Source organism: Corynebacterium sp. MSK310 (genome assembly GCF_030227355.1).
GTDB classification, from domain to species: Bacteria; Actinomycetota; Actinomycetes; order Mycobacteriales; family Mycobacteriaceae; genus Corynebacterium; species Corynebacterium rhinophilum.
Map to the genome: position 1 here is coordinate 42,237 of NZ_JASPFZ010000013.1, position 18,472 is coordinate 60,708.

At 60.9% G+C, this 18,472-nt stretch carries 16 protein-coding genes and 2 pseudogenes; 9 read left to right on the top strand and 9 right to left on the bottom strand.

Annotated features, from left to right (window positions below):
- Nucleotides 1–61: 61 nt before the first annotated feature.
- Complete coding sequence (locus tag QP891_RS09535) at nucleotides 62–808, bottom strand: phosphoglyceromutase (RefSeq protein ID WP_005276632.1); 747 nt, start codon at nucleotides 806–808, stop codon at nucleotides 62–64.
- 41 nt (nucleotides 809–849) lie between these two features.
- On the bottom strand, nucleotides 850–2,115 hold the full coding sequence (mshA, locus tag QP891_RS09540) for a D-inositol-3-phosphate glycosyltransferase (protein ID WP_284770997.1): 1,266 nt from the start codon (nucleotides 2,113–2,115) through the stop codon (nucleotides 850–852).
- Nucleotides 2,116–2,181: 66 nt separating this feature from the next.
- Between mshA and QP891_RS09545 the strand changes: the two genes are divergently transcribed.
- The 4 genes from QP891_RS09545 (at nucleotide 2,182) to QP891_RS09560 (ending at nucleotide 7,757) form a co-directional block, all read left to right on the top strand.
- Nucleotides 2,182–3,900 carry a long-chain-fatty-acid--CoA ligase gene (locus QP891_RS09545; RefSeq protein ID WP_284770996.1) on the top strand — a complete coding sequence of 573 codons (1,719 nt, stop codon included), beginning with the start codon at nucleotides 2,182–2,184 and terminating at the stop codon, nucleotides 3,898–3,900.
- 20 nt (nucleotides 3,901–3,920) lie between these two features.
- On the top strand, nucleotides 3,921–4,448 hold the full coding sequence (locus tag QP891_RS09550; RefSeq protein WP_284770995.1) for a methylated-DNA--[protein]-cysteine S-methyltransferase: 528 nt from the start codon (nucleotides 3,921–3,923) through the stop codon (nucleotides 4,446–4,448).
- 70 nt (nucleotides 4,449–4,518) lie between these two features.
- A complete protein-coding gene (locus QP891_RS09555) occupies nucleotides 4,519–6,228 on the top strand; it encodes a long-chain-fatty-acid--CoA ligase (RefSeq protein ID WP_284770994.1) in 1,710 nt (569 codons plus the stop codon).
- Between the two features lie 11 nt (nucleotides 6,229–6,239).
- Entirely contained in the window at nucleotides 6,240–7,757 is a 1,518-nt protein-coding gene (locus QP891_RS09560) for an AMP-binding protein (protein WP_284770993.1), read from the top strand.
- A 15-nt stretch (nucleotides 7,758–7,772) separates the two neighbouring features.
- Here the strand turns inward: QP891_RS09560 and QP891_RS09565 are convergent, their stop codons facing one another.
- Nucleotides 7,773–8,960: a YihY/virulence factor BrkB family protein gene (locus tag QP891_RS09565; RefSeq protein ID WP_284770992.1), complete on the bottom strand. Its 1,188-nt coding sequence runs from the start codon at nucleotides 8,958–8,960 to the stop codon at nucleotides 7,773–7,775.
- Nucleotides 8,961–9,030: 70 nt separating this feature from the next.
- On the opposite strand from QP891_RS09565, the gene QP891_RS09570 reads away from it, so the two are divergent.
- A complete protein-coding gene (locus tag QP891_RS09570; RefSeq protein ID WP_023025084.1) occupies nucleotides 9,031–9,507 on the top strand; it encodes an S-ribosylhomocysteine lyase in 477 nt (158 codons plus the stop codon).
- A gap of 147 nt (nucleotides 9,508–9,654) precedes the next feature.
- Here the strand turns inward: QP891_RS09570 and QP891_RS09575 are convergent, their stop codons facing one another.
- The gene (locus QP891_RS09575; RefSeq protein ID WP_284770991.1) at nucleotides 9,655–10,782 is read right to left on the bottom strand and encodes a UDP-N-acetylmuramate dehydrogenase; all 1,128 of its coding nucleotides are present in this window, start codon (nucleotides 10,780–10,782) and stop codon (nucleotides 9,655–9,657) included.
- Nucleotides 10,783–10,806: 24 nt separating this feature from the next.
- On the opposite strand from QP891_RS09575, the gene QP891_RS09580 reads away from it, so the two are divergent.
- The 3 genes from QP891_RS09580 to QP891_RS09590 are packed head-to-tail and all read left to right on the top strand — an operon-like array spanning nucleotide 10,807 to nucleotide 12,992.
- Entirely contained in the window at nucleotides 10,807–11,298 is a 492-nt protein-coding gene (locus QP891_RS09580; RefSeq protein WP_284770990.1) for a DUF2505 domain-containing protein, read from the top strand.
- 31 nt (nucleotides 11,299–11,329) lie between these two features.
- Entirely contained in the window at nucleotides 11,330–12,139 is an 810-nt protein-coding gene (locus QP891_RS09585) for a class I SAM-dependent methyltransferase (RefSeq protein WP_284770989.1), read from the top strand.
- A 49-nt stretch (nucleotides 12,140–12,188) separates the two neighbouring features.
- A complete protein-coding gene (locus QP891_RS09590; protein ID WP_284770988.1) occupies nucleotides 12,189–12,992 on the top strand; it encodes an LmeA family phospholipid-binding protein in 804 nt (267 codons plus the stop codon).
- 25 nt (nucleotides 12,993–13,017) lie between these two features.
- On the opposite strand, the gene QP891_RS09595 is transcribed toward QP891_RS09590, so the two are convergent.
- The 4 genes from QP891_RS09595 to QP891_RS09610 are packed head-to-tail and all read right to left on the bottom strand — an operon-like array spanning nucleotide 13,018 to nucleotide 15,559.
- Nucleotides 13,018–13,461 (bottom strand): deoxyribose-phosphate aldolase, encoded by a 444-nt coding sequence (locus tag QP891_RS09595; protein ID WP_284770987.1) that lies wholly within the window; start codon nucleotides 13,459–13,461, stop codon nucleotides 13,018–13,020.
- Nucleotides 13,462–13,463: 2 nt separating this feature from the next.
- Nucleotides 13,464–13,754, bottom strand: coding sequence for a DUF2516 family protein (locus QP891_RS09600; RefSeq protein ID WP_284770986.1), 291 nt, complete (start codon nucleotides 13,752–13,754; stop codon nucleotides 13,464–13,466).
- A gap of 5 nt (nucleotides 13,755–13,759) precedes the next feature.
- Nucleotides 13,760–14,194, bottom strand: a complete 435-nt coding sequence (locus QP891_RS09605; protein ID WP_126318144.1) for a CGLAU_01105 family protein — start codon at nucleotides 14,192–14,194, stop codon at nucleotides 13,760–13,762.
- Nucleotides 14,195–14,227: 33 nt separating this feature from the next.
- Nucleotides 14,228–15,559, bottom strand: a complete 1,332-nt coding sequence (locus QP891_RS09610; protein WP_284770985.1) for a DUF445 domain-containing protein — start codon at nucleotides 15,557–15,559, stop codon at nucleotides 14,228–14,230.
- 163 nt (nucleotides 15,560–15,722) lie between these two features.
- On the opposite strand from QP891_RS09610, the pseudogene QP891_RS09615 reads away from it, so the two are divergent.
- Nucleotides 15,723–16,780, top strand: a pseudogene (locus QP891_RS09615) (type IIL restriction-modification enzyme MmeI); the annotation flags it as partial.
- 339 nt (nucleotides 16,781–17,119) lie between these two features.
- Here the strand turns inward: QP891_RS09615 and QP891_RS09620 are convergent.
- Nucleotides 17,120–18,281 (bottom strand): annotated as a pseudogene (locus QP891_RS09620) (IS3 family transposase).
- Nucleotides 18,282–18,472 lie beyond the last annotated feature (191 nt).

An 18,472-nucleotide genomic window follows, 5' to 3' on the forward strand; every position in this document is an offset into this window, starting at 1 on the left:
AGCCTAATCATTAGAAAGTCCCCAGGGAGCACCTCCCCGGGGACTTATATGCAGTAGCGGGTTACTTGCCACCCTGCGCGGCAACGGCAGCGGCCCCGGCCTCGGCGGCCTCTGGGTCCAGGTAGGTGCCGCCCTCGTTGACCACGGAGCCATCCTCCGCAATCTCGTAAACCAGCGGGATACCGGTCGGGATATTCAGCCCGGCGATGTCATCATCGGAAATGCCATCGAGGTGCTTGACCAACGCGCGCAGGGAGTTGCCGTGCGCTGCAATCATGACGGACTCGCCCTTCTTAGCCCGCGGCAGAATCTCTTCCTCGAAATAAGGCACGAAGCGCTCGACTACGTCCTTCAGGCACTCCGTCTGTGGGACCTTGTCCAGGTCCGCGTAGCGGGGGTCGTTTGCCTGGGAGTACTCGGCGTCATCGGCAAGCTCGGGCGGGCGCGTGTCATAGGAACGGCGCCATGCCATGAACTGGTCCTCGCCGTATTCTTCCTTGGTCTCGGCCTTGTTCAAGCCCTGCAGCGCACCGTAGTGGCGCTCATTGAGGCGCCAGTCACGAATGACCGGGATCCAGTGGCGGTCGGCCGCATCCAGCGCGATATTGGCGGTGCGGATGGCGCGGCGCAGCAAGGAGGTGTACAGCACGTTGGGCAGGATGCCTTCTTGCGCGAGCAGCTCGCCGCCGCGCTTGGCCTCTGCCTCACCCTTTTCTGTCAGATCAACATCGACCCAACCAGTAAATTGGTTGGATTCATTCCAGGTGGATTGGCCATGGCGAAGAAGAATCAGTTTTCCGTTAGTCATGCCTCCAGCATGCCACGAAACCGCCCGGCGCGTCAGTGAAGCTAGTCTCCCTTCGCCCGACGTTGGTGGCAGTCCGGCACGGGAATCTGCCGGGCTTCGTCATAAATTTCCGTCAGCTCTCGGGCCGTGTTGGTCCAACTAAATCGCGCGGCATGCGCGACGGCGGCCTCGCCCATGGCGATGCGCCGGGCGTCATCATCAAGCAGCTGGCTCAAGGAATCCGCCCAGTCCTTCGGATCGTGGGACGGCACCAGCAGCCCGGTCTCGCCATCGACGACGGCGATGGGCAGCCCACCCACTGCCGCGGCGACGACCGGCGTGCCAGAGGCCTGAGCCTCGAGCGCCACCAGACCAAAAGACTCGTTGTAGCTGGGCACCGCCACGATATCCGCGGCGCGGTACACACCTACCAGCTCCTCGGGTGGGCGGGGTCCTAAAAAGCGCACGCGCTTTTGCACGCCCAACTCCCGCGCCAATTCCCTATACGCCTCCGGCGAGGCATTGGCCCCGGATGGCCCGCCGCAGATGAGCACCCTAAAATCGCGGGTGGGCTCGCGGTGGCACAGCTCGGCGGCGGTGCGGATAAGAACTTCGGGCCCCTTGAATTTCTGTAGCCGCCCCACAAAGGCCACGACCTTGGTATGCAACGGGATGCCCAGCTCGCGGCGGGAACGCTCAGTGTTGCGGTCGGTACCTGGGGTGAATAGCCCCACGTCAGCACCTGGGGAGACCACGCGGATGATATCGCGCTCGGCATCGTAGTGCTCCGCCAGATCGCGGGCTTCCTGATCGGTATTGACCACCAGGAGATCGGCATTATCCACCAATTGCTGCTCGCAGATGCGCCGCGCCTCTGATTCCACGGTGTCCTCGGCGGTGCGGTAAGCGTTTTTCACCGCTGCCAAGGTGTGGGCGGTGTGGACGAGGGGGATGCCCCATAGATCGCGAAGCAGCCATCCCACTTGGCCGGAAAGCCAGTAATGGGAGTGAATAAGGTCATATTTTTTGCCCTGCCACTTGGCAAATTGCATTACGCCGCCGGAAAAAGCTGCCAGCTGGGTAGGTAGATCTTCTTTTTCTAGCCCCTCAAAGGGACCGGCCACGATGTTGATCACCCGCAGGTTGGGGGCCACTTCCACGATTTCTTTGTGGCTGGGGCGGGTAGCGCGGGTATAGACATCCACCTCGACACCAAGCTGGGCTAATTGGCAGGCAATATTTAAAACGTAGACGTTCATTCCGCCGGCATCCCCGGAGCCAGGCTGCTCAATGGGGGAAGTATGCATAGAAATCATGGCGATGCGCATGGTAACTCATCTTAGCGGCGCTATACTGACCCCTGCCAACAACCTACGCTACCGAAAGGTCACGCATTGTCCGCTTATGAATCAAAGGCATGGCTCCAGTATTACCCGGAGTGGACGCCGCATAGCCTCGACTATGGCAACACCACCCTGTTGGACCTGTTTGACAATAACCTCAAGGTCAATGGCGATAAGTCAGCCACGTATTTCTTTGGACGCAGCCAAAACTATTCCGAGCTGGACCGCCAAGTGCGCGCCGCCGCAGCCGGCCTGAAGGCCTTTGGCGTGCGCCCCGGTGACCGCGTAGCCATCGTTGCCCCCAATAGCCCGCAGTACATCGCGGCCTTTTATGCCATCTTGAAGCTCGGCGCCCAGGTTGTGCTGCACAACCCGCTTTATACCGCCCACGAGCTGGAGGGTCTGTTCCAGGATCACGGCGCGCGCATCGCCATCGCCTGGGACAAGGCCGCCCCCACCCTGGAGAAGCTGCGGGCTACCACCAACCTGGAAACGGTCGTGTCCATCAACATGATCAACGCCATGCCCACCCTGCAGCGCGCCGCGCTGCGCCTGCCGCTTCCCCCGCTCAAGGCCAAGCGCGAGCAGCTTTCTGCCCCGGCACCAAATACCGTGCCGTGGGAGGCGCTGATTGGTGATGCCATCGGTGGCAACGGCAGCGATATTAAGACGCCGGAGGACATTGATAAGGACACCATCGCGCTGGTGATGTACACCTCCGGTACGACCGGCGCACCCAAGGGCGCGATGCTCTCGCACGGCAACCTCGTATCCAACCTGCTCCAGGGCAAGGCGTGGGTGCCAGGCTTAGGCGATAAGCCAGAGCGCATGCTCGCCGCCCTGCCCTTCTTCCACGCGTATGGCCTGACCATGAACGTCACCTTGGCCCAGCTCATCGGCGGCGAATTGGTCATTCTCCCCGTGCCGCAGATCCCGCTCATCATGCAGCTGATGAAGAAGCACACCCCGACCTGGGTCCCGGGCGTTCCTACCTTGTACGAGCGCATCGTCAAGGCCGCCGAGGAGCAAGAAGTTCCCATCAAGGGCGTGCGAGCAGCCTTCTCCGGCGCATCCACCCTGCCTTCTGAGACCGTCAATAAGTGGGAAAACGCCACCGGTGGCCTGCTCGTAGAGGGCTATGGCCTAACCGAGTGCTCGCCAATCATCGTAGGTAACCCCATGAGCACTGACCGACGCCCCGGCTACGTGGGCATTCCCTTCCCGGATACCGAGGTGCGCATCGCCAACCCCGATAACCTGGATGAAACCCAGCCGGACGGCGTTGAGGGCGAAGTGCTGGCCCGCGGCCCGCAGATTTTCAAGGGCTACCTCAATAACCAGGAAGCCACCGATACCGCCTTCCACGGTGACTGGTTCCGCACCGGTGACATGGGCATCATGGAAGAAGACGGCTTCATCCGCCTGGTCAGCCGCATCAAGGAAATCATCATCACCGGCGGCTTCAACGTCTACCCAGGCGAGGTCGAAGAAATCCTGCGCGAGCACCCCAGCGTCGACGACGCTGCCGTGGTGGGCCGCCCGCGCGAGGACGGCTCCGAAGATGTCGTGGCCTGCCTCGATCTTGCCGATGGCGCCGCGCTCGACCCCGAAGGCCTCAAGGAGTACTGCCGCGAGCGCCTGACCCGCTACAAGGTCCCACGCACCTTCTACCACTTCGAGGAACTGGCCAAGGACCAAATGGGCAAGATCCGCCGCCGCGAGGTACAAGAAGACCTCATCAACCGCCTCGAAGCAGAGAAGAACGCCTAAGAACTAGCGTTCACACCACCATGCTGCGCACCATCGATACTCCCATCGGCCCGCTGCTGCTCACCGCAGACGCAGACGGACTGTCCCGCGTCGACTTCGTCGCGATCCAGTCGGGTCGCGACGAGGAAAGCAAGGGACACCGCGAAACCAATCAGGTTCGCGGCGAGGTGAGCGGCGTGGTGAATGGGGGCATCGACAAGCGCGGTGCAGACATCTTAGATGCGGCGCAGGAGCAGCTCGCGGAGTATTTCGCCGGGCGCCGCCGCGAGTTCGACCTGCCGCTCAACCCGGAGCCAACGACGGAATTTCGCGCCCAAATTCACGCGCAACTGGACACCATCGGCTACGGCGAGGTCTCAAGCTATGGCGAGCTCGCCGCCGCCGTGGGGCGTCCCGCTGCTACCCGGGCGGTCGGCACCGCCTGCGGCGCCAATCCCCTGCCGATCATTCGGCCTTGCCACCGCGTGCTGCGCAGCGATGGAACGCTCGGTGGCTATGCCGGCGGCCTGGATATCAAGCGTTTTTTGCTGACACTCGAAGAAAACTAGAGGATTTCCTCACGTTCTGGGTATACTCGCCCTTTGTAATATTTTTCTTTACCAAACGAAAGGGTAGCGCGTGTCTGCATACGAATCCCGGGCCTGGATTAAGCACTACAGCGACTGGACCCCCGCCACGCTTGATTATGGCGATAAAACCATCGTTGACTACTACGTCAATAACCTCCGCATCAATGGGAATAAGTCCGCTACCTACTTCTTTGGCAATACGCAGAACTACGCGGAGCTAGACGCACAGGTGCGCGCAGCCGCCGCGGGCCTTAAGGCCTTTGGCATTCGGCCTGGCGATAGGGTCGCCATCGTCATGCCCAACTGCCCCCAACACGTGGTGGCGTTTTATGCCATCCAGCTGCTGGGAGCCACCGCGGTAGAGCACAATCCCCTCTACACCGCTCACGAACTCGAGGGGCTTTTCCAGGACCACGGCGCGCGCGTGGTCATCGCCTGGGATAAAACCGCCACCACCTTGGAAAAGATTCGCGCCACCACCCCGCTGGAGACCATCGTGTCCGTCAACATGATCGACGCGATGCCACCACTCAAGCGCCTCGCGCTCCGGATTCCCCTACCGCCGTTGGCCGCCAAGCGCGAGCAACTGACCGGCGCGGCCCCGAATACCGTGGCCTGGTCCACGCTTATCGGTTCTGCCATCGGCGGCGACGGCAAGGACCTCGAGATTGCCAAGGTCACGCAGGACGATATCGCGCTTATCCTCTACACCTCCGGCACCACCGGCAAGCCCAAGGGCGCGTTACTTTCGCACGGCAACCTCATCGCCAACTGCGTGCAGGGCGAGGCTTGGCTGACGAATATGGACGCCACCGAGCAGCGCTTCCTCGCCGCCTTGCCGCTCTTCCACGCCTACGGCATGACCACGCTGTGCGTGCTCAGCATCTACTTCGGCGCCGAGCTGATCTTGGTTCCGTCCCCGCAGATGCCGCTCATCATGGACATCATTAAGAAGCACACTCCCACTTGGCTGCCGGGCGTGCCCACGTTGTACGAGAAGATCATGGACGCCGCCGAGGACAAGGGCGTGGATCTCGCCGGCATCAGCAACGCGTTCTCTGGCGCCGCTACCCTGCCGGTTGACGTGATGGAGCGCTGGGAATCCATGACCGGCGGCCGCCTCGTGGAGGGCTTCGGCATGACCGAGACCTCCCCCGTGCTTATTGGCAACCCCATGAACGGCAACCGCCGCCCGGGCTATGTGGGCCTGCCCTTTCCCGATACCGAGGTGCGCATTGGCAACCCGGATAACCTCGATGAAACCCAGCCAGATGGCGAGCCGGGCGAGATGCTGGCTCGCGGGCCGCAGATTTTCCAGGGCTATTTCAATAACGAAAAGGCCACCGAGGAGTCCTTCCACAACGGCTGGTTCCGCACCGGCGATATGGCCACCATGGATGAGGACGGCTGGGTCAAGCTGGTTAGCCGCATCAAGGAAATCATCATCACCGGCGGCTTTAACGTCTACCCGGCCGAAGTCGAAGAGGTGGTGCGCAAGCACCCAGATGTCAAGGAGGTCGCCGTGGTGGGCCGCCCGCGCAAGGATGGCTCCGAGGACGTCGTCGCCTGTCTCATCCTGCGCGATGGCGCCGTTTTGGACCCAGAAGGCCTCAAATCCTTCTGCCGCGAGCGCCTGACCCGCTACAAGGTTCCGCGCACCTTCTACCACTTTGAGGAGCTGGCTTCGGACCAGCTGGGCAAGGTCCGCCGCCGCATGGTGCAGCAGGATCTCCTCGATCTCCTCAAACAGAAGACTTAGTATTAACCACCATGTCAGACCTCGAGTACGAAGCCACGCTGACGGATTTCCTCGCCACCGCAGTAGCCAACTTCCCCGACCGTCCCGCCACATTTTTCGGCGGCGAGACCTTGAGCTACGCGGAGCTGGATACCCGCATCGCCGCTGCCGCCGGCGCCCTGCGGGAGATGGGAATCCGCCCCGGCGACCGGGTAGCGCTGGTCTTGCCCAACTCCCCGCAGCACCTCATTGCCTTTTTCGCGGTGCTGCGCCTGGGCGCGGTCGTAGTCGAACATAACCCTCAGTACACCGCCCACGAGCTGGCCCCGCTCTTTGCCCACCACGGCGCCAGCATCGCCCTGGTCTGGGATCAGGTCACCGCCGTGGTCGATGGCCTGGCCAGCACGGTGATCCCCGTGTCTTTGGAGGTGCACCTTCCCCTCTCCGGCGCCCCAGTTCCCCACCGCCAGGCCGCGCTTGCCGATGCCGCACTTATCCTCTACACCTCCGGCACCACCGGCCAGCCTAAGGGCGTGGTGCTCACGCACCACAACCTCGCCGCCAATTGCATCCAATTGGAGGCCCAGGTCGATCTGCGCCCCGGCCACGAGCGCTTCCTCGCCACGCTGCCGATGTTCCACTCCTATGGACTGACCATGAGCGTCTTGCTCGCGATGCGCTGCGCCGCCGAGATCGTCCTGCTGCCTTCCCCGCGCCCCGCGGCCGTGGTCAGCGCCTTGGCACAGCGCCGCCCGACGTGGATGCCGGGTGTTCCCACCATTTATGAGCGCGCCATGAACGAGCAGGCCGCTGAACCAGCCGCGGACCTGGGCGGAGTACGCTACGCCATTTCCGGGGCTGCATCGCTGCCCGCGCGCATCATCGAGCCCTGGCAAGACCGCACCGGCGGCATGCTCGTCGAAGGCTACGGGCTCACCGAGGCCTCACCCGTGCTGACCATTAACCCGCTTGGTGAGGGGCGGCGCGTGGGGACCATCGGCAAGCCGCTTGCCGATACCGACCTGCGCATCGGGGATCCGGGTGACCTGGACCGCAGCCAACCCGATGGCACGCCCGGTGAGATCCTCGCCCGCGGGCCCCAAGTTTTTGCGGGCTATCTCGATAATCCCACCGCCACGCGGGAGGCATTCCACGGCGAGTGGCTGCGCACCGGCGATATGGGGGTGCGCGAGGCCGATGGCCATTTCCGGCTGGTGGGCCGGATTAAAGAGGTCATCATCACCGGTGGGTTTAACGTCTTTCCCAGCGAGGTGGAACATGCACTGTTGAGCCACCCCGCGGTGGGCCAAGCAGCGGTGGCAGGCGTCCCGCGCGCCGATGGTTCCGAGGACGTTGCCGCCTGCCTGGTGCTCCACCCCGGCGCCACCTTCGATGCGGAAGCGCTGCGCGAGCACTGCCGCGGCCTCCTGGCCCGCTATAAGGTCCCGCGCCATTTCGTGGTGCGCGAGGAATTGCCCACCGATCAGCTAGGCAAGCTGCGCCGCCGCCAGGTGCAGGAGATCTTGATGGCAGAGGTTGCTTCCCGCTAATTCGCGCCGGAGAAACTACTCCCCGGCGCGGGTGCGGTGCTCGCTGCGGGTAGCACCAGCAAAGATGCGCCCCGAGCGCTCTTCCAGTTTCCTCTTCGCGCGCACCTGCTGCTGCGCCGCGAATTCGGAGCGCGGTGGGGCCTGAATATAGCGCTCGGCGTGCAGCCCCAGCTGTAGCTCCTTGGCGCGCAGGACCTCCGCATCGATCTTGATACCCAAAATCAGCATCGTATTGGACAGCCAGACAGTCATAAATACCGCCATGACCGTACCGAATGCCCCGTAAATGCTCACCCCGGCCAGATACTTGATGTAGAGGGAGAATACGCCCCACACCACCAGGTTAGTCAGAAGCGCTACCACCGAGCCCAAGGTAATCCAGCGGAAGCGGCTAGGTCGAACGTTGGGTGCAAAGTGGTACCACACGGCAATGAGTGCCAGCGCCACCACGACCGTTATAGGGAAGCGCAACCAATTCCACACGGGCATAAAAATGCCGCCGATAAAGTCCACTGTGCCGTGCAACCCCAGCCGGAGTGCCACGGGCTCGATGACGCTGTCCACGACGGTATCGCGCAATAAATTGGCACACAGTACCACCACCGCGCCGATGACTAGGATCACGGTAATGGCCCACATCAATGCCCATGTGCGGATGGTTCCGCGGCCTTCCACCCGTCCGTAGACCGTATTGGCGGTACGCGAAAAAGCCCGCACATACGCCGAGGCGGCGAATAGCGAAATCATTACGGAGACCACCAGCGCAAACGTACCCTCCCTTGTGGATCCGATAATGGAGCTGACAATGGTGCCGGCTTCCTCCGCCATAGAACGGGGCACGTACGTATCGATGAACTGCGCAGTCAGTGCCTCCACTTCGCCCCGGCGCGAAGAAAAGATCAGCGTGGCAATGGAATATGCCGCCAGGACGGTGGGGGCAAAGGCCATGAGGGTGAAGTAGGTCATCGCGGCGGCGCGGTCCATGAGGGCATCGTGGAAGAAATCTGCCCACACGCGCCGCATCACCAAGCCCCAGCTGTCCTTGCACAGACGATTGCCACGCGCCCACGGATCAACATCGGCGGCCGGGCTTTCCACGGTGACCAGGCTGGTAACGGTGCTTGGCACAATCTTTTGCTGTTGGGCAGTCTGCTTCCGGGCTAGCTTGTTGCCGGTTGCGGGGGCATCGTCCAAGGCACTCATAGTTACGAAGCGTATGCGGCTTAAGAATCTATTCTGGGAAGTGACACTCGCAGCGATTAGGCTGGGGAGTATGACTGAACAGAACCAAGAAAAGATTAACGTCAAGTCCTTCGAGCTCGACCACCGCCTCGTCAGCGCGCCTTATATCCGCGTGGCTGACCGCACCGATTTGGGCGGCGGCGTAGAAATTATCAAGTACGATCTGCGCTTTTGCCAGCCCAATAAGGAGCACCTGGACACGGAGGCGCTGCACTCCGTGGAGCACATGATGGCCAACTTTATGCGCAACTACACCGATAAGCTCATCGGCTTTGCTCCCATGGGCTGCCGCACCGGCTTCTACGCCATTACCAATGGCATGGAGCAGGATGAATTGCTGCGCGCCGTTGAGGGTGCGCTGAACGATATCCTTACCGCCACCGAGGTTCCCGCCGCCAACGAGGAGCAGTGCGGTTGGGGCGCACACCACAGCTTGAAGGGCGCACAGGATGCGGCCCGCAAGTTCTTGGACGCCAAGCCGGAGTGGCTCGAGGTCATGGCTGCCTAAGACTGCGCCGGGGCGGCTTTTGCGCCGCCCGTGCTGCCTGTGCCGGCCACAAGCAACGATTACGTCCAAAACAACCGCGTTTCGTCAAAAATGAGGACGAATTTTAGAAGAACGCGGTTGTTTTGGACGTTTTTATATGCGTGCGGCCTAGTCTTCGTCCATGGATACGCCCAGCCACACCGGCTCGGGCACGAGCTCGACGCCGAAGGCTTCGCGCACGCCGTCGCGGATCGTGCGGGCCAGCGCGACGATGTCTGCGGCGGTCGCGTTTCCGCGGTTGGTCAGCGCCAGGGTGTGCTTGGTGGACAGCGTTGCTGGGCCGGAGCCGGGGTAGCCCTTTGTGAATCCTGCGTTATCGATAAGCCAGGCTGCCGAAAGCTTTTCGTGCGGGGACGGTTCGCCCTGTGCTGAAGCGGTGGCGGGATGGCGGGGCATGCGGTCGGCGAGGGCATCGCCAAGCGTGGCGCGCACCTTGTCCTGGACGGCATCAGCGACGCTGGACTCGACCACGGGGTTGGTGAAAAAGGAGCCGGCAGACCAGGTGTCGTGGTCGGCGGCATCAAGCACCATGCCCTTGCCGCGGCGCAGCGCGAGGACCTCTTCGCGGACCTGGGCGACGGGGCGGCGCTCGCCGGGGGCATCGGTAAGCTGCCCAAAGCGCAGTGGGCGCGACAGCCCATCGGTGGTCAATTGCAATTCGACCTCGAGCACCACCGCGCGGCCGGTGAATTTCAGGTTGGAGTAGCGGTAGGCCAGATCAAGATCGGAGACGGGAACCCACTCATCGGCATCGGTGCGCAGGTTATACAGGCGCACGCGGGTCAAGACCTCAGAAATCTCGGCTCCATAGGCACCCACGTTTTGCACGGGCACCGCGCCCACCGTGCCGGGAATGCCGGAAAGGCACTCGATGCCGCCCAGGGACTGTGCCACGGATTCCGCCACGACCTCGTCCCATACCGCACCGGCTTGGGCGCGCACGAGGCCAGTCTCGGTATCCATGTCCACCACGGCAAAGTCGAGGACGACGGCGACCACGTCTACCTCGCCATCAGAAACCAACAGGTTGGAACCGCCGCCGACCACGATGAAAGGAACTTTTTCTTTCTCGAGGTACCGCAGTGCTGCAACCGCTGCTTCAGGCCGCGAACAACGCAACGTGACCCGCGGCTTTCCCCCCACGCGCAAGGTGGTGAGATCGGCAAAGCTCGCCGTGGGATCCACGTCTACGCCGTCGATTGCTGTGAGTTGTTGCGTAAAAAATTTATCAAGCACGTATACCAAGGTAGTCTGTTAAGCATGTCAACTCGTAGTGAAAACACCGTAACCATCAATCAGCCTATCGACATGGTTCACAAGGCGCTGCTCACCCAGGGGTACTGGGAGTACATCGTGGCAAACCTTTCCCCTGAGGCAGGCCAGGTTCACGATTTCTCCGATAACGTAGCAACTCTCTACGAGGTCCTGCCGACCAACCTCTTGCCAGAGGCAGTGCGCGCCATGGTCTCGCAGGACCTCAAGGTCAAGCGCGTGGTCACCGTGGGCGAGCTCAACGGCCAGGCCGCTGACGTCAACTACACCGCAGACGTCAAGGGCACCCCGGTGGACTTCAAGGGCGAGATTTCCCTGGCCGGCGAGGGCGAGATGACCAAGCTGACCTACACCAACGAGATCTCCGTCAAGATCCCGATGATGGGCGCAGCCATCGAGCCAAAGGTGGGCGAATCCCTGGCAGAGCTCTTTGATAACGAGGGCAAGCTGACCGAACAGTGGATTTCTGACAACTCCTAAGGCACTCACCCCTTAGAATTCCTTCACGCCCATGGCCGACCACGCTCATAACCTGCGCGCCAGCGCAGCAGCGGGTCGGCCTTTTGGCGTTATTACCCGCGGCACCACCAACTACAACCGGCTGCGGCGCTGCGATAGGTGGATAGTAGCCCACCCGGAGATTTCGGCCCTGCTGCGCCACGTGCGCACCCCGCTCGCGCTCGACGTGGGCTACGGCGCCTCCCATACCACCACCGTGGAGTGGGCGCGGTGGCTGCGCCGCATCAACCCCCGCGTGGATGTGCGCGGGTTGGAAATCCACCCGGACAGGGTACTGCCGCCGCGCGATGGCGTCCGCTTTGAGCTGGGCGGATTTGAGCTCGCTGACTACCGGCCGCAGGTGGTGCGCGCCTTTAATGTGCTGCGCCAATACGACGTAGACCAGGTTGCGGAGGCGTGGCAGACGGTGTGCTCACGCTTGGCCCCCGGCGGGTTCTTCGTGGAGGGTACCTGCGATGAACTGGGCCGGCGCGCGGCGTGGATCCTGCTCGATCAGCATGGCCCAAAGACGTTGACGCTCGCGTGGGATCCCTTCGACGTTGCTCGGCCTTCCGATGTGGCCGAGCGCCTGCCCAAGGTGCTCATCCACCGCAACGTGCCCGGCGAGCCCATCCACGAGCTCCTGCAGGCCGCCGATAGGGCTTGGGATCGCGCCGCCGGGTGGGCCCCGCACGGCCCGCGGGTGCGGTGGCGCATGGCACACGCCCTGCTTGCCGATGCCCCCTTTAGCCTCCAGCCTCCCCGCCGCCGGCTGCGCGATAATACGCTCACTGTGAGCTGGGAGAGCATCGCACCCCGCTAATATCCAGCACACATTGCCACCGGCCGCCTCATGCGCCACACTGGTAGTCATGGCTGCAAAGAAATCGGGCGGATCGCTCGCGTGGAAAATTGTCGTAGGCGTCCTCGTAGCGCTCCTTGTTATCATCCTCATCGCCGAGTTTGGCCTACGCTGGTTCATTGGTAATCAGATGACCGAGGAGTTTAAAAATAGCGCCAAGGAAGAAGGCATCGAGGTCACGGAAGATCCCTCTGTAAGCTTTGGCGGCAGCCCCCTCCTCTTTGGCCTGCTGCGCGGCTCGATTTCCCAAATGGATATGACCACGCCGTCGACCCTGCAGATCGAAGGATCGCAGATCAAGGGGCAACCCGCCTCTGAAATCCACGTGGAAGACATGTCGACGGATACCGATAACCCAGTAGCCGGTTTCCTCCGCGCCACCACCACCGTTCCGGATGACTATCTGCTGGCCAGCTTCCAAAAAGGAATCTCAGACCAATCCGGTAGCGAAACCATTGGAAATATGGTGGTCACTGAAATCACCGCGAATGACCAGAGCGACGAGCTGGAGGTGAAATTTGGCGGCGGTTTGGCCAGCCTTTCGCTCAAGCCCACCGCCCGCGACGGCAAGCTGGAGATCAATGCCACCGAGGCCGCAATCTTTGGGCTGTCGCTGCCTGAGCAGGCCACCAGCGCCATTTCTGATGCCCTGCAGGACGGCATGTCCGAGCAGCTCGTTGCCAATGACATGCAGGTCGAATCCGTGGACGTGGGGGATGGCAAGCTCACGCTGACCATCACCGGTACCGATGTCCCGATGAACGATATGGACCACTTCTCCGGCGAAAGCGGCGAACAGAAGAAGGCCGCCTAACACCGTCGCCGCAGAAGCGCCCGACCTAGGGAGCGGGAAATTCTACGACGGGCAGCGAGCTGGACAGCTCGCTGCCTTTTTCTATGACGATCTTGTGAAAACCGGCCTGGGCGGCAGCGGTTTCCGCGAGGGACCGCGCCGGTTCTGTCTCCGGCAGGATGAGGCCCACGCGGGCCGGGTCTGGGCAGGCCTCGCGGATGGCGACGAGCTCGGCGAGGATAGGGGTGGCATCGGCAAGCGTGGCATCAACGCTGACCCACACCTCGTCCGCGCCGGACTGGATGGCTAGGCGGGCCTCAGAGGCCTTGATGAGCGTGTGGTGCCGGCCAGTGGGATAGCCCGCCACGGCGGTAATGCCCGCCGGCTCTGCCGCCGCCGCCACCGTCACGTGGTGCGGCGAGACCAGCACATGCTGCCCAGCGGCCTGCTCCCTGACCTCGGCGGCGGAAGCGTGCAGGAGATTTTTCATGCTTAGTAGCTGTAGTCGCCGTTGATGATGGCCTTGAGCTGCGGGCGCACGTCAAACCAGTAGATGCCGGTGATGACCGTGCCAATCCACGCCAAAATTTGCAGGCCGGTAGCCATCGCTACCGCCGAGCCCGCAAGCAGGCCTACCCATACCCATTTACCTTTGCGGTCGCCGGCCCGAAACGCATCCTCGCGCGTCGATGCCGCGAGTACTGCCCCGATGATGGCGGTAATGGTCAGGACCTGGAAGAAGTAGATGGGAAAATTATAGGCAATGTCAAGTAAGAGGTACATGCAAATTAATTCGTGGGTTCGTCGGTATCGATAACTTCGCCATCGATAATATTATCGTCCTTGTCCGCAGCAGCGGAATTGCCGTTCTTGGGCGCGTTCTTCTTCTCGTTCACGCGCTCCTGGGCATAGTCATACGCGTCCTTCACGCCCTCGCGGGTTTCCTGGTACGCATCCGCGAACTTGTCCTTGGCCTCAGAGAAAGCCTCCGAGTCGCGGGTTTCTTCCGCAGCCTTCTTAATGGACGCGCCCCACTGCTTGGCGGTAGTGGTGGCCTTATCCAGCATGCCGTCGTTCTCGCCCTGTGGGCCCTGCGCACCTGCGCCCTGCGCACCCTGATTCTCGCGCTCTTCCTGCAGGCGGCCACCGAAATCCTTGGCGGTATTCAGCGCGGACGCGCCAGCTTCCTTCAGGGAATCAAAAAGCTTCTTCTTCTCAGTCATGAAAACCTCCGTGTGATGAATTATTCCGGCGCATTAGGCGCCGAAAATGAGATGATTAACAGCATATATGGCCAAGCCTGCCAGAGAGCCGACGATCGTGCCGTTAAGGCGAATAAATTGCAGATCCTTACCCACCATCAGCTCGATATTCTGCGAGGCCTCCTGCGCATCCCAGCGCTTGATGGTCTCCGGGATGATCGCGATGATCTCCGGGGCGAATTTCTCCACCGCGTAGCGCGCGGCCTTGTCCACAAGGTCATTGGTTTGGGCCAAGAACTCGGAATCCTCGAGCAAACGGTGCGCCAATTCCTTCACCTTGGCCGTCATCTTCTGCCGCAGGAAAGACTCCGGGTCATTGAACTGATCAATCAGCGTGGTGGAAATCGTGCGCCACATCGCCGCCGGCGCCTGCTGCACCTGATCAGAGGCGAGCATCTCTTGCTTGATGTTCTCGATGCGCTCGCGCATATCGGCATCCCATTGCAAGTCCGCAGCCAGCTTGGACAGGTTGCGGCGAATGGCCAGGCGGGCCTCGTGGTTGCCATCGCGGCGGACTTCCTCGGCGAAATTAACGAGCTCGCTATAGACCTTGTCCCCCACCATCTCGCGGGCAAAACGCGGCGCCCACCCGGGCATGCGCTCATCGATGGCCGTGACCACCGTCGATTCCATGCCGAGAATCTTCTTGTGCGCCCAGTCAATGAGGTCATCCTCCAGCGGGCGCGCCTTGCCGTCCGCGATATAGCCCTCCAGCAACCGGCCCAACGGCGGGCCCCACTCCGGCTCCGCCAGGCGGTCCATGACCTGGGTGCGGATGAACTGCTCTGCCTCAGCAGGGTCGAGGTCCTCCACCACGCTGGCGGCGCGCTGGCCAATCCATTCGGAGACTTCCTCTGCCTTGCCGGGTTCTGCCCCCTGACGCGCCAGCCACAGCGGCAGCTCCGCATCCCGCACCTTGGCGCTCAGTGCATCCGCGGTCAGGAAATTCTCCTCTACGAAGTCCTTCAGCGCATCGCCCACGCGGTCCTTATTATTCGGAATCAACGCCGTGTGCGGGATGGGCAGGCCCATCGGCCGGCGGAATAGCGCAGTCACCGCGAACCAGTCCGCCAGACCACCGACCATGCCTGCCTCCGCCGCCGCACGCACGTAGCCGACCCACACCGGGGCCCCGCTTTCCGATGCCTGCCACCACGAGCACCCCAAAAAGATCACCGCCGCCAGCAAAAGCAGCGACAGCGCAATTGCCTTCCACCGCCGCAGGTCCGCCCGGCGCGCCTCCTGGTTGCCGGCCTGCGGCACACCGGTGCCTGACGATGCCGGCTCCCTCGCCGTATCGAGCCCTGCGTCCGAGCGGTGCGTCATGTGTTCTCCTTGGGGATTGTGAAGGTGCATTCGAGCTTCGGTCTATAACACTAGTGGGCATTGCGGGGACGCAAGGTAGCTGGCTTGGCTAAAATCGATCTTTAGCTTTTCAAACCACTGAAATGCACTTCCCAGTGGCGTAGATCGACGAAGGACGATTCAGGTGGCACGACTCAACCTCAAAGCAATCGAAGAACGCATCAAGCCCCTTGCCGGGCAAGATGACTATGACCGCGAGTTCATCTTTGATCTCATGCTCGCATACGGCCGCTCCAAGGGAAATATCACGCGTCTGCGCAATGGCTCGCTCAACATTGCTGAGGATCCCGAGCACGAGGTAGCCCAGAAAAACATCGTCTACTTCCGTGAGACCACCGGCGATCTTCTTGAAGAACTTGAATGCCTGCGTGTGTCCCCCACGGTGGTGAAGTTTGCCACCCGCTTTGTCATCGTCACCGATTACACGGAGATGATCGCGTACGACCTGAAGACTAGGGAGAACCGTACGTTCCCTCTGCGCGAAATTGACCAGCATTTCACCTTCTTCTTACCTTGGGCCGGCATGGAAAAGGCCCAGTACACCGCCGAATCCCACGCGGATGTCAAAGCTGCGGAGAAGATGGGCACGCTATTCGATGAGCTCGCTTCCGCCAACCCCAGCATCATGAAAGACCCCGAACAGCGGCACGGTCTGAACGTATTTTTCACCCGTCTGCTGTTTTGTTACTTCGCCGAAGACACCGGAATCTTTGGTGAGAATCAGTTCACCAACGCGGTAGGCTCGCACACGCTGGAAGATGGCTCCGACACCGCCGATTTCATCCGCGACATGTTTGCCGCCTTGGATGAACCAGACCCGACGAAAAAGCCCAGCCACTTGGCGGACTTCCCTTATGTCAACGGCCGTCTCTTCCGCGCCGACGCCCACCTGACGGTGCCGCGCTTTCCCCCAAAGCCCGTGAGATGCTCATCGAGCTCGGCCGCCAGATTTGGCTCAACATCAACCCAGACATCTTCGGCTCCATGTTCCAGGCAGTCGTTGCACCAGGCAAGCGCTCCAACTTGGGCCAGCACTACACTTCAGTGCCCAACATCCTCAAGACCATCGAGCCGCTATTTATGGATGATCTCAAAGAGGAGTTCGACAAAGCCTACGACAGCACCAACAAGTTAGATAAGCTTCTCAACCGCATCGCCCGCATCAAGGTCTTCGACCCAGCCTTTATGCGCAAATCAAGTCTCTCATGCGAGAACCAAGTCCTAGCGGCAATAGCCGCTTAGCATGAAGGGCGATGACTCTAGCTACGTAAACAGTCCATGGATTGTGTTCTTGGACGAACTACCCATACACCTGCCGTATCCCTCCACTGACCTTGAAATGAGCCTAGTCATGCAGAACTTTTCTCAGGCCTCTACAGAACTTGTTTCCAACCTGCACAAGATCGAATCAGAACTTAACCTCGACAAGCGCACCAGTGCGGAAGATCAACTTAAGGTTCCAATTCACAATTTTCTAACTGAGGGGCCCGACCCCCGGACAGTGGACACATCGGGGGCTAGCTATGCTGCTGTGGTCAGTATAGCCGAAGACTTGGTTTCAAAGACATCAGGCGCCACAAGGTTGCACCAGGAGTGCCGCCGGCGCGTGTTATAGCGCATGCACCACCTAAAGACTTCCTGACGGCAGATAATGGGATTGTCAAAGACTTTCCGATCACGCAGCACTTCACGTTTTAAGGTGGCGTTAAACGATTCTGCCAGGGCTTCTATCCGCACTCGTTCCTACCGCTCCCATAGACTGGCGCACACCCAACGACGAGCAATAGCTCCTAAAGGCTTGTGAGGTGTACACACTGCCGTGATCGTCAATGGAATATAGCCCCGTCAAGACTGCCACGCACACCGTGCGCGTGGGCTAGAGCATCGACGACCAATAAGACACGCATGTGGTCTGCGAGTGCATAACCTGCAAGTTTCCGTGAATACGTGTCAATGACTGTAGCCAAATACATGTTCTTGCCACCCTTACACGGCAGGTAGGTAATGTCACCGACATACACACGATTTGGCTCGTCAGCGGTGAACTTGCGGCCTAGTAAATCCGGCATGACACGGTGACCAGGCTTGCGCCTAGTGGTGGTGCATCGACGCCGTTTACTAAAGCCTTTTAGCCCCATGGCTTTTGATGATTCGTGCAACTTTCTTGTGATTGACCGGGGTATACACCGGGTCTTCCTTAAGGCTTGCGGCGATGCGTTTAGCCCCATAAAGCCCATGCTCATCATCAAAGATGGTCTTTATTCTTGCACCAATAAGACCGTCAGAATATATCTTTAACCTGCGCTTTTTTACGGGTGCTCACCCACTTGTAAAACGAGGAACGATTCAGCTTTAAAACGTGGCACATCCGCATAAGCCGAGTACTCGGTTCGGTGGTCATCGACAAACTGGAAGCGGATCACCAGTGAGTCTCTTCGGCAAAATACTTAGCAGCCTTACGCAGGATATCGCGTTCTTCGCGCAGCTTAGAGACTTCCTTTTCCAGCTGGCGGATTCGCGCAGAATCATTCGCCGCTTGGGCTTTATCATGCACTGCTTTTATGCGGGCACGTTTGCCGGTGCCGTACTTTTTGACCCAAGAATGCAGCGAGGCTCGATTGATACCGAGCTTGGCTGATGCTTTGTTCAGCGAGAGGTCCTCATTGTTCTCATAGAGGGCCACGGCATCGCGTTTGAACTGTTCTCAGTACCTGGACATGGTGGTAGATTACCAATCTTGCCAGCCCGACTGGGCTGGATATCAGGTGTCCACCAAACAGGGGTCAGGTCCACCTGCATCGTGCACCTGATTCGCGCCGCGAACCGGTGGGTGGCCTACGGGGATCGCCGCGCTGTATCAGCCGCGTTGAAGAA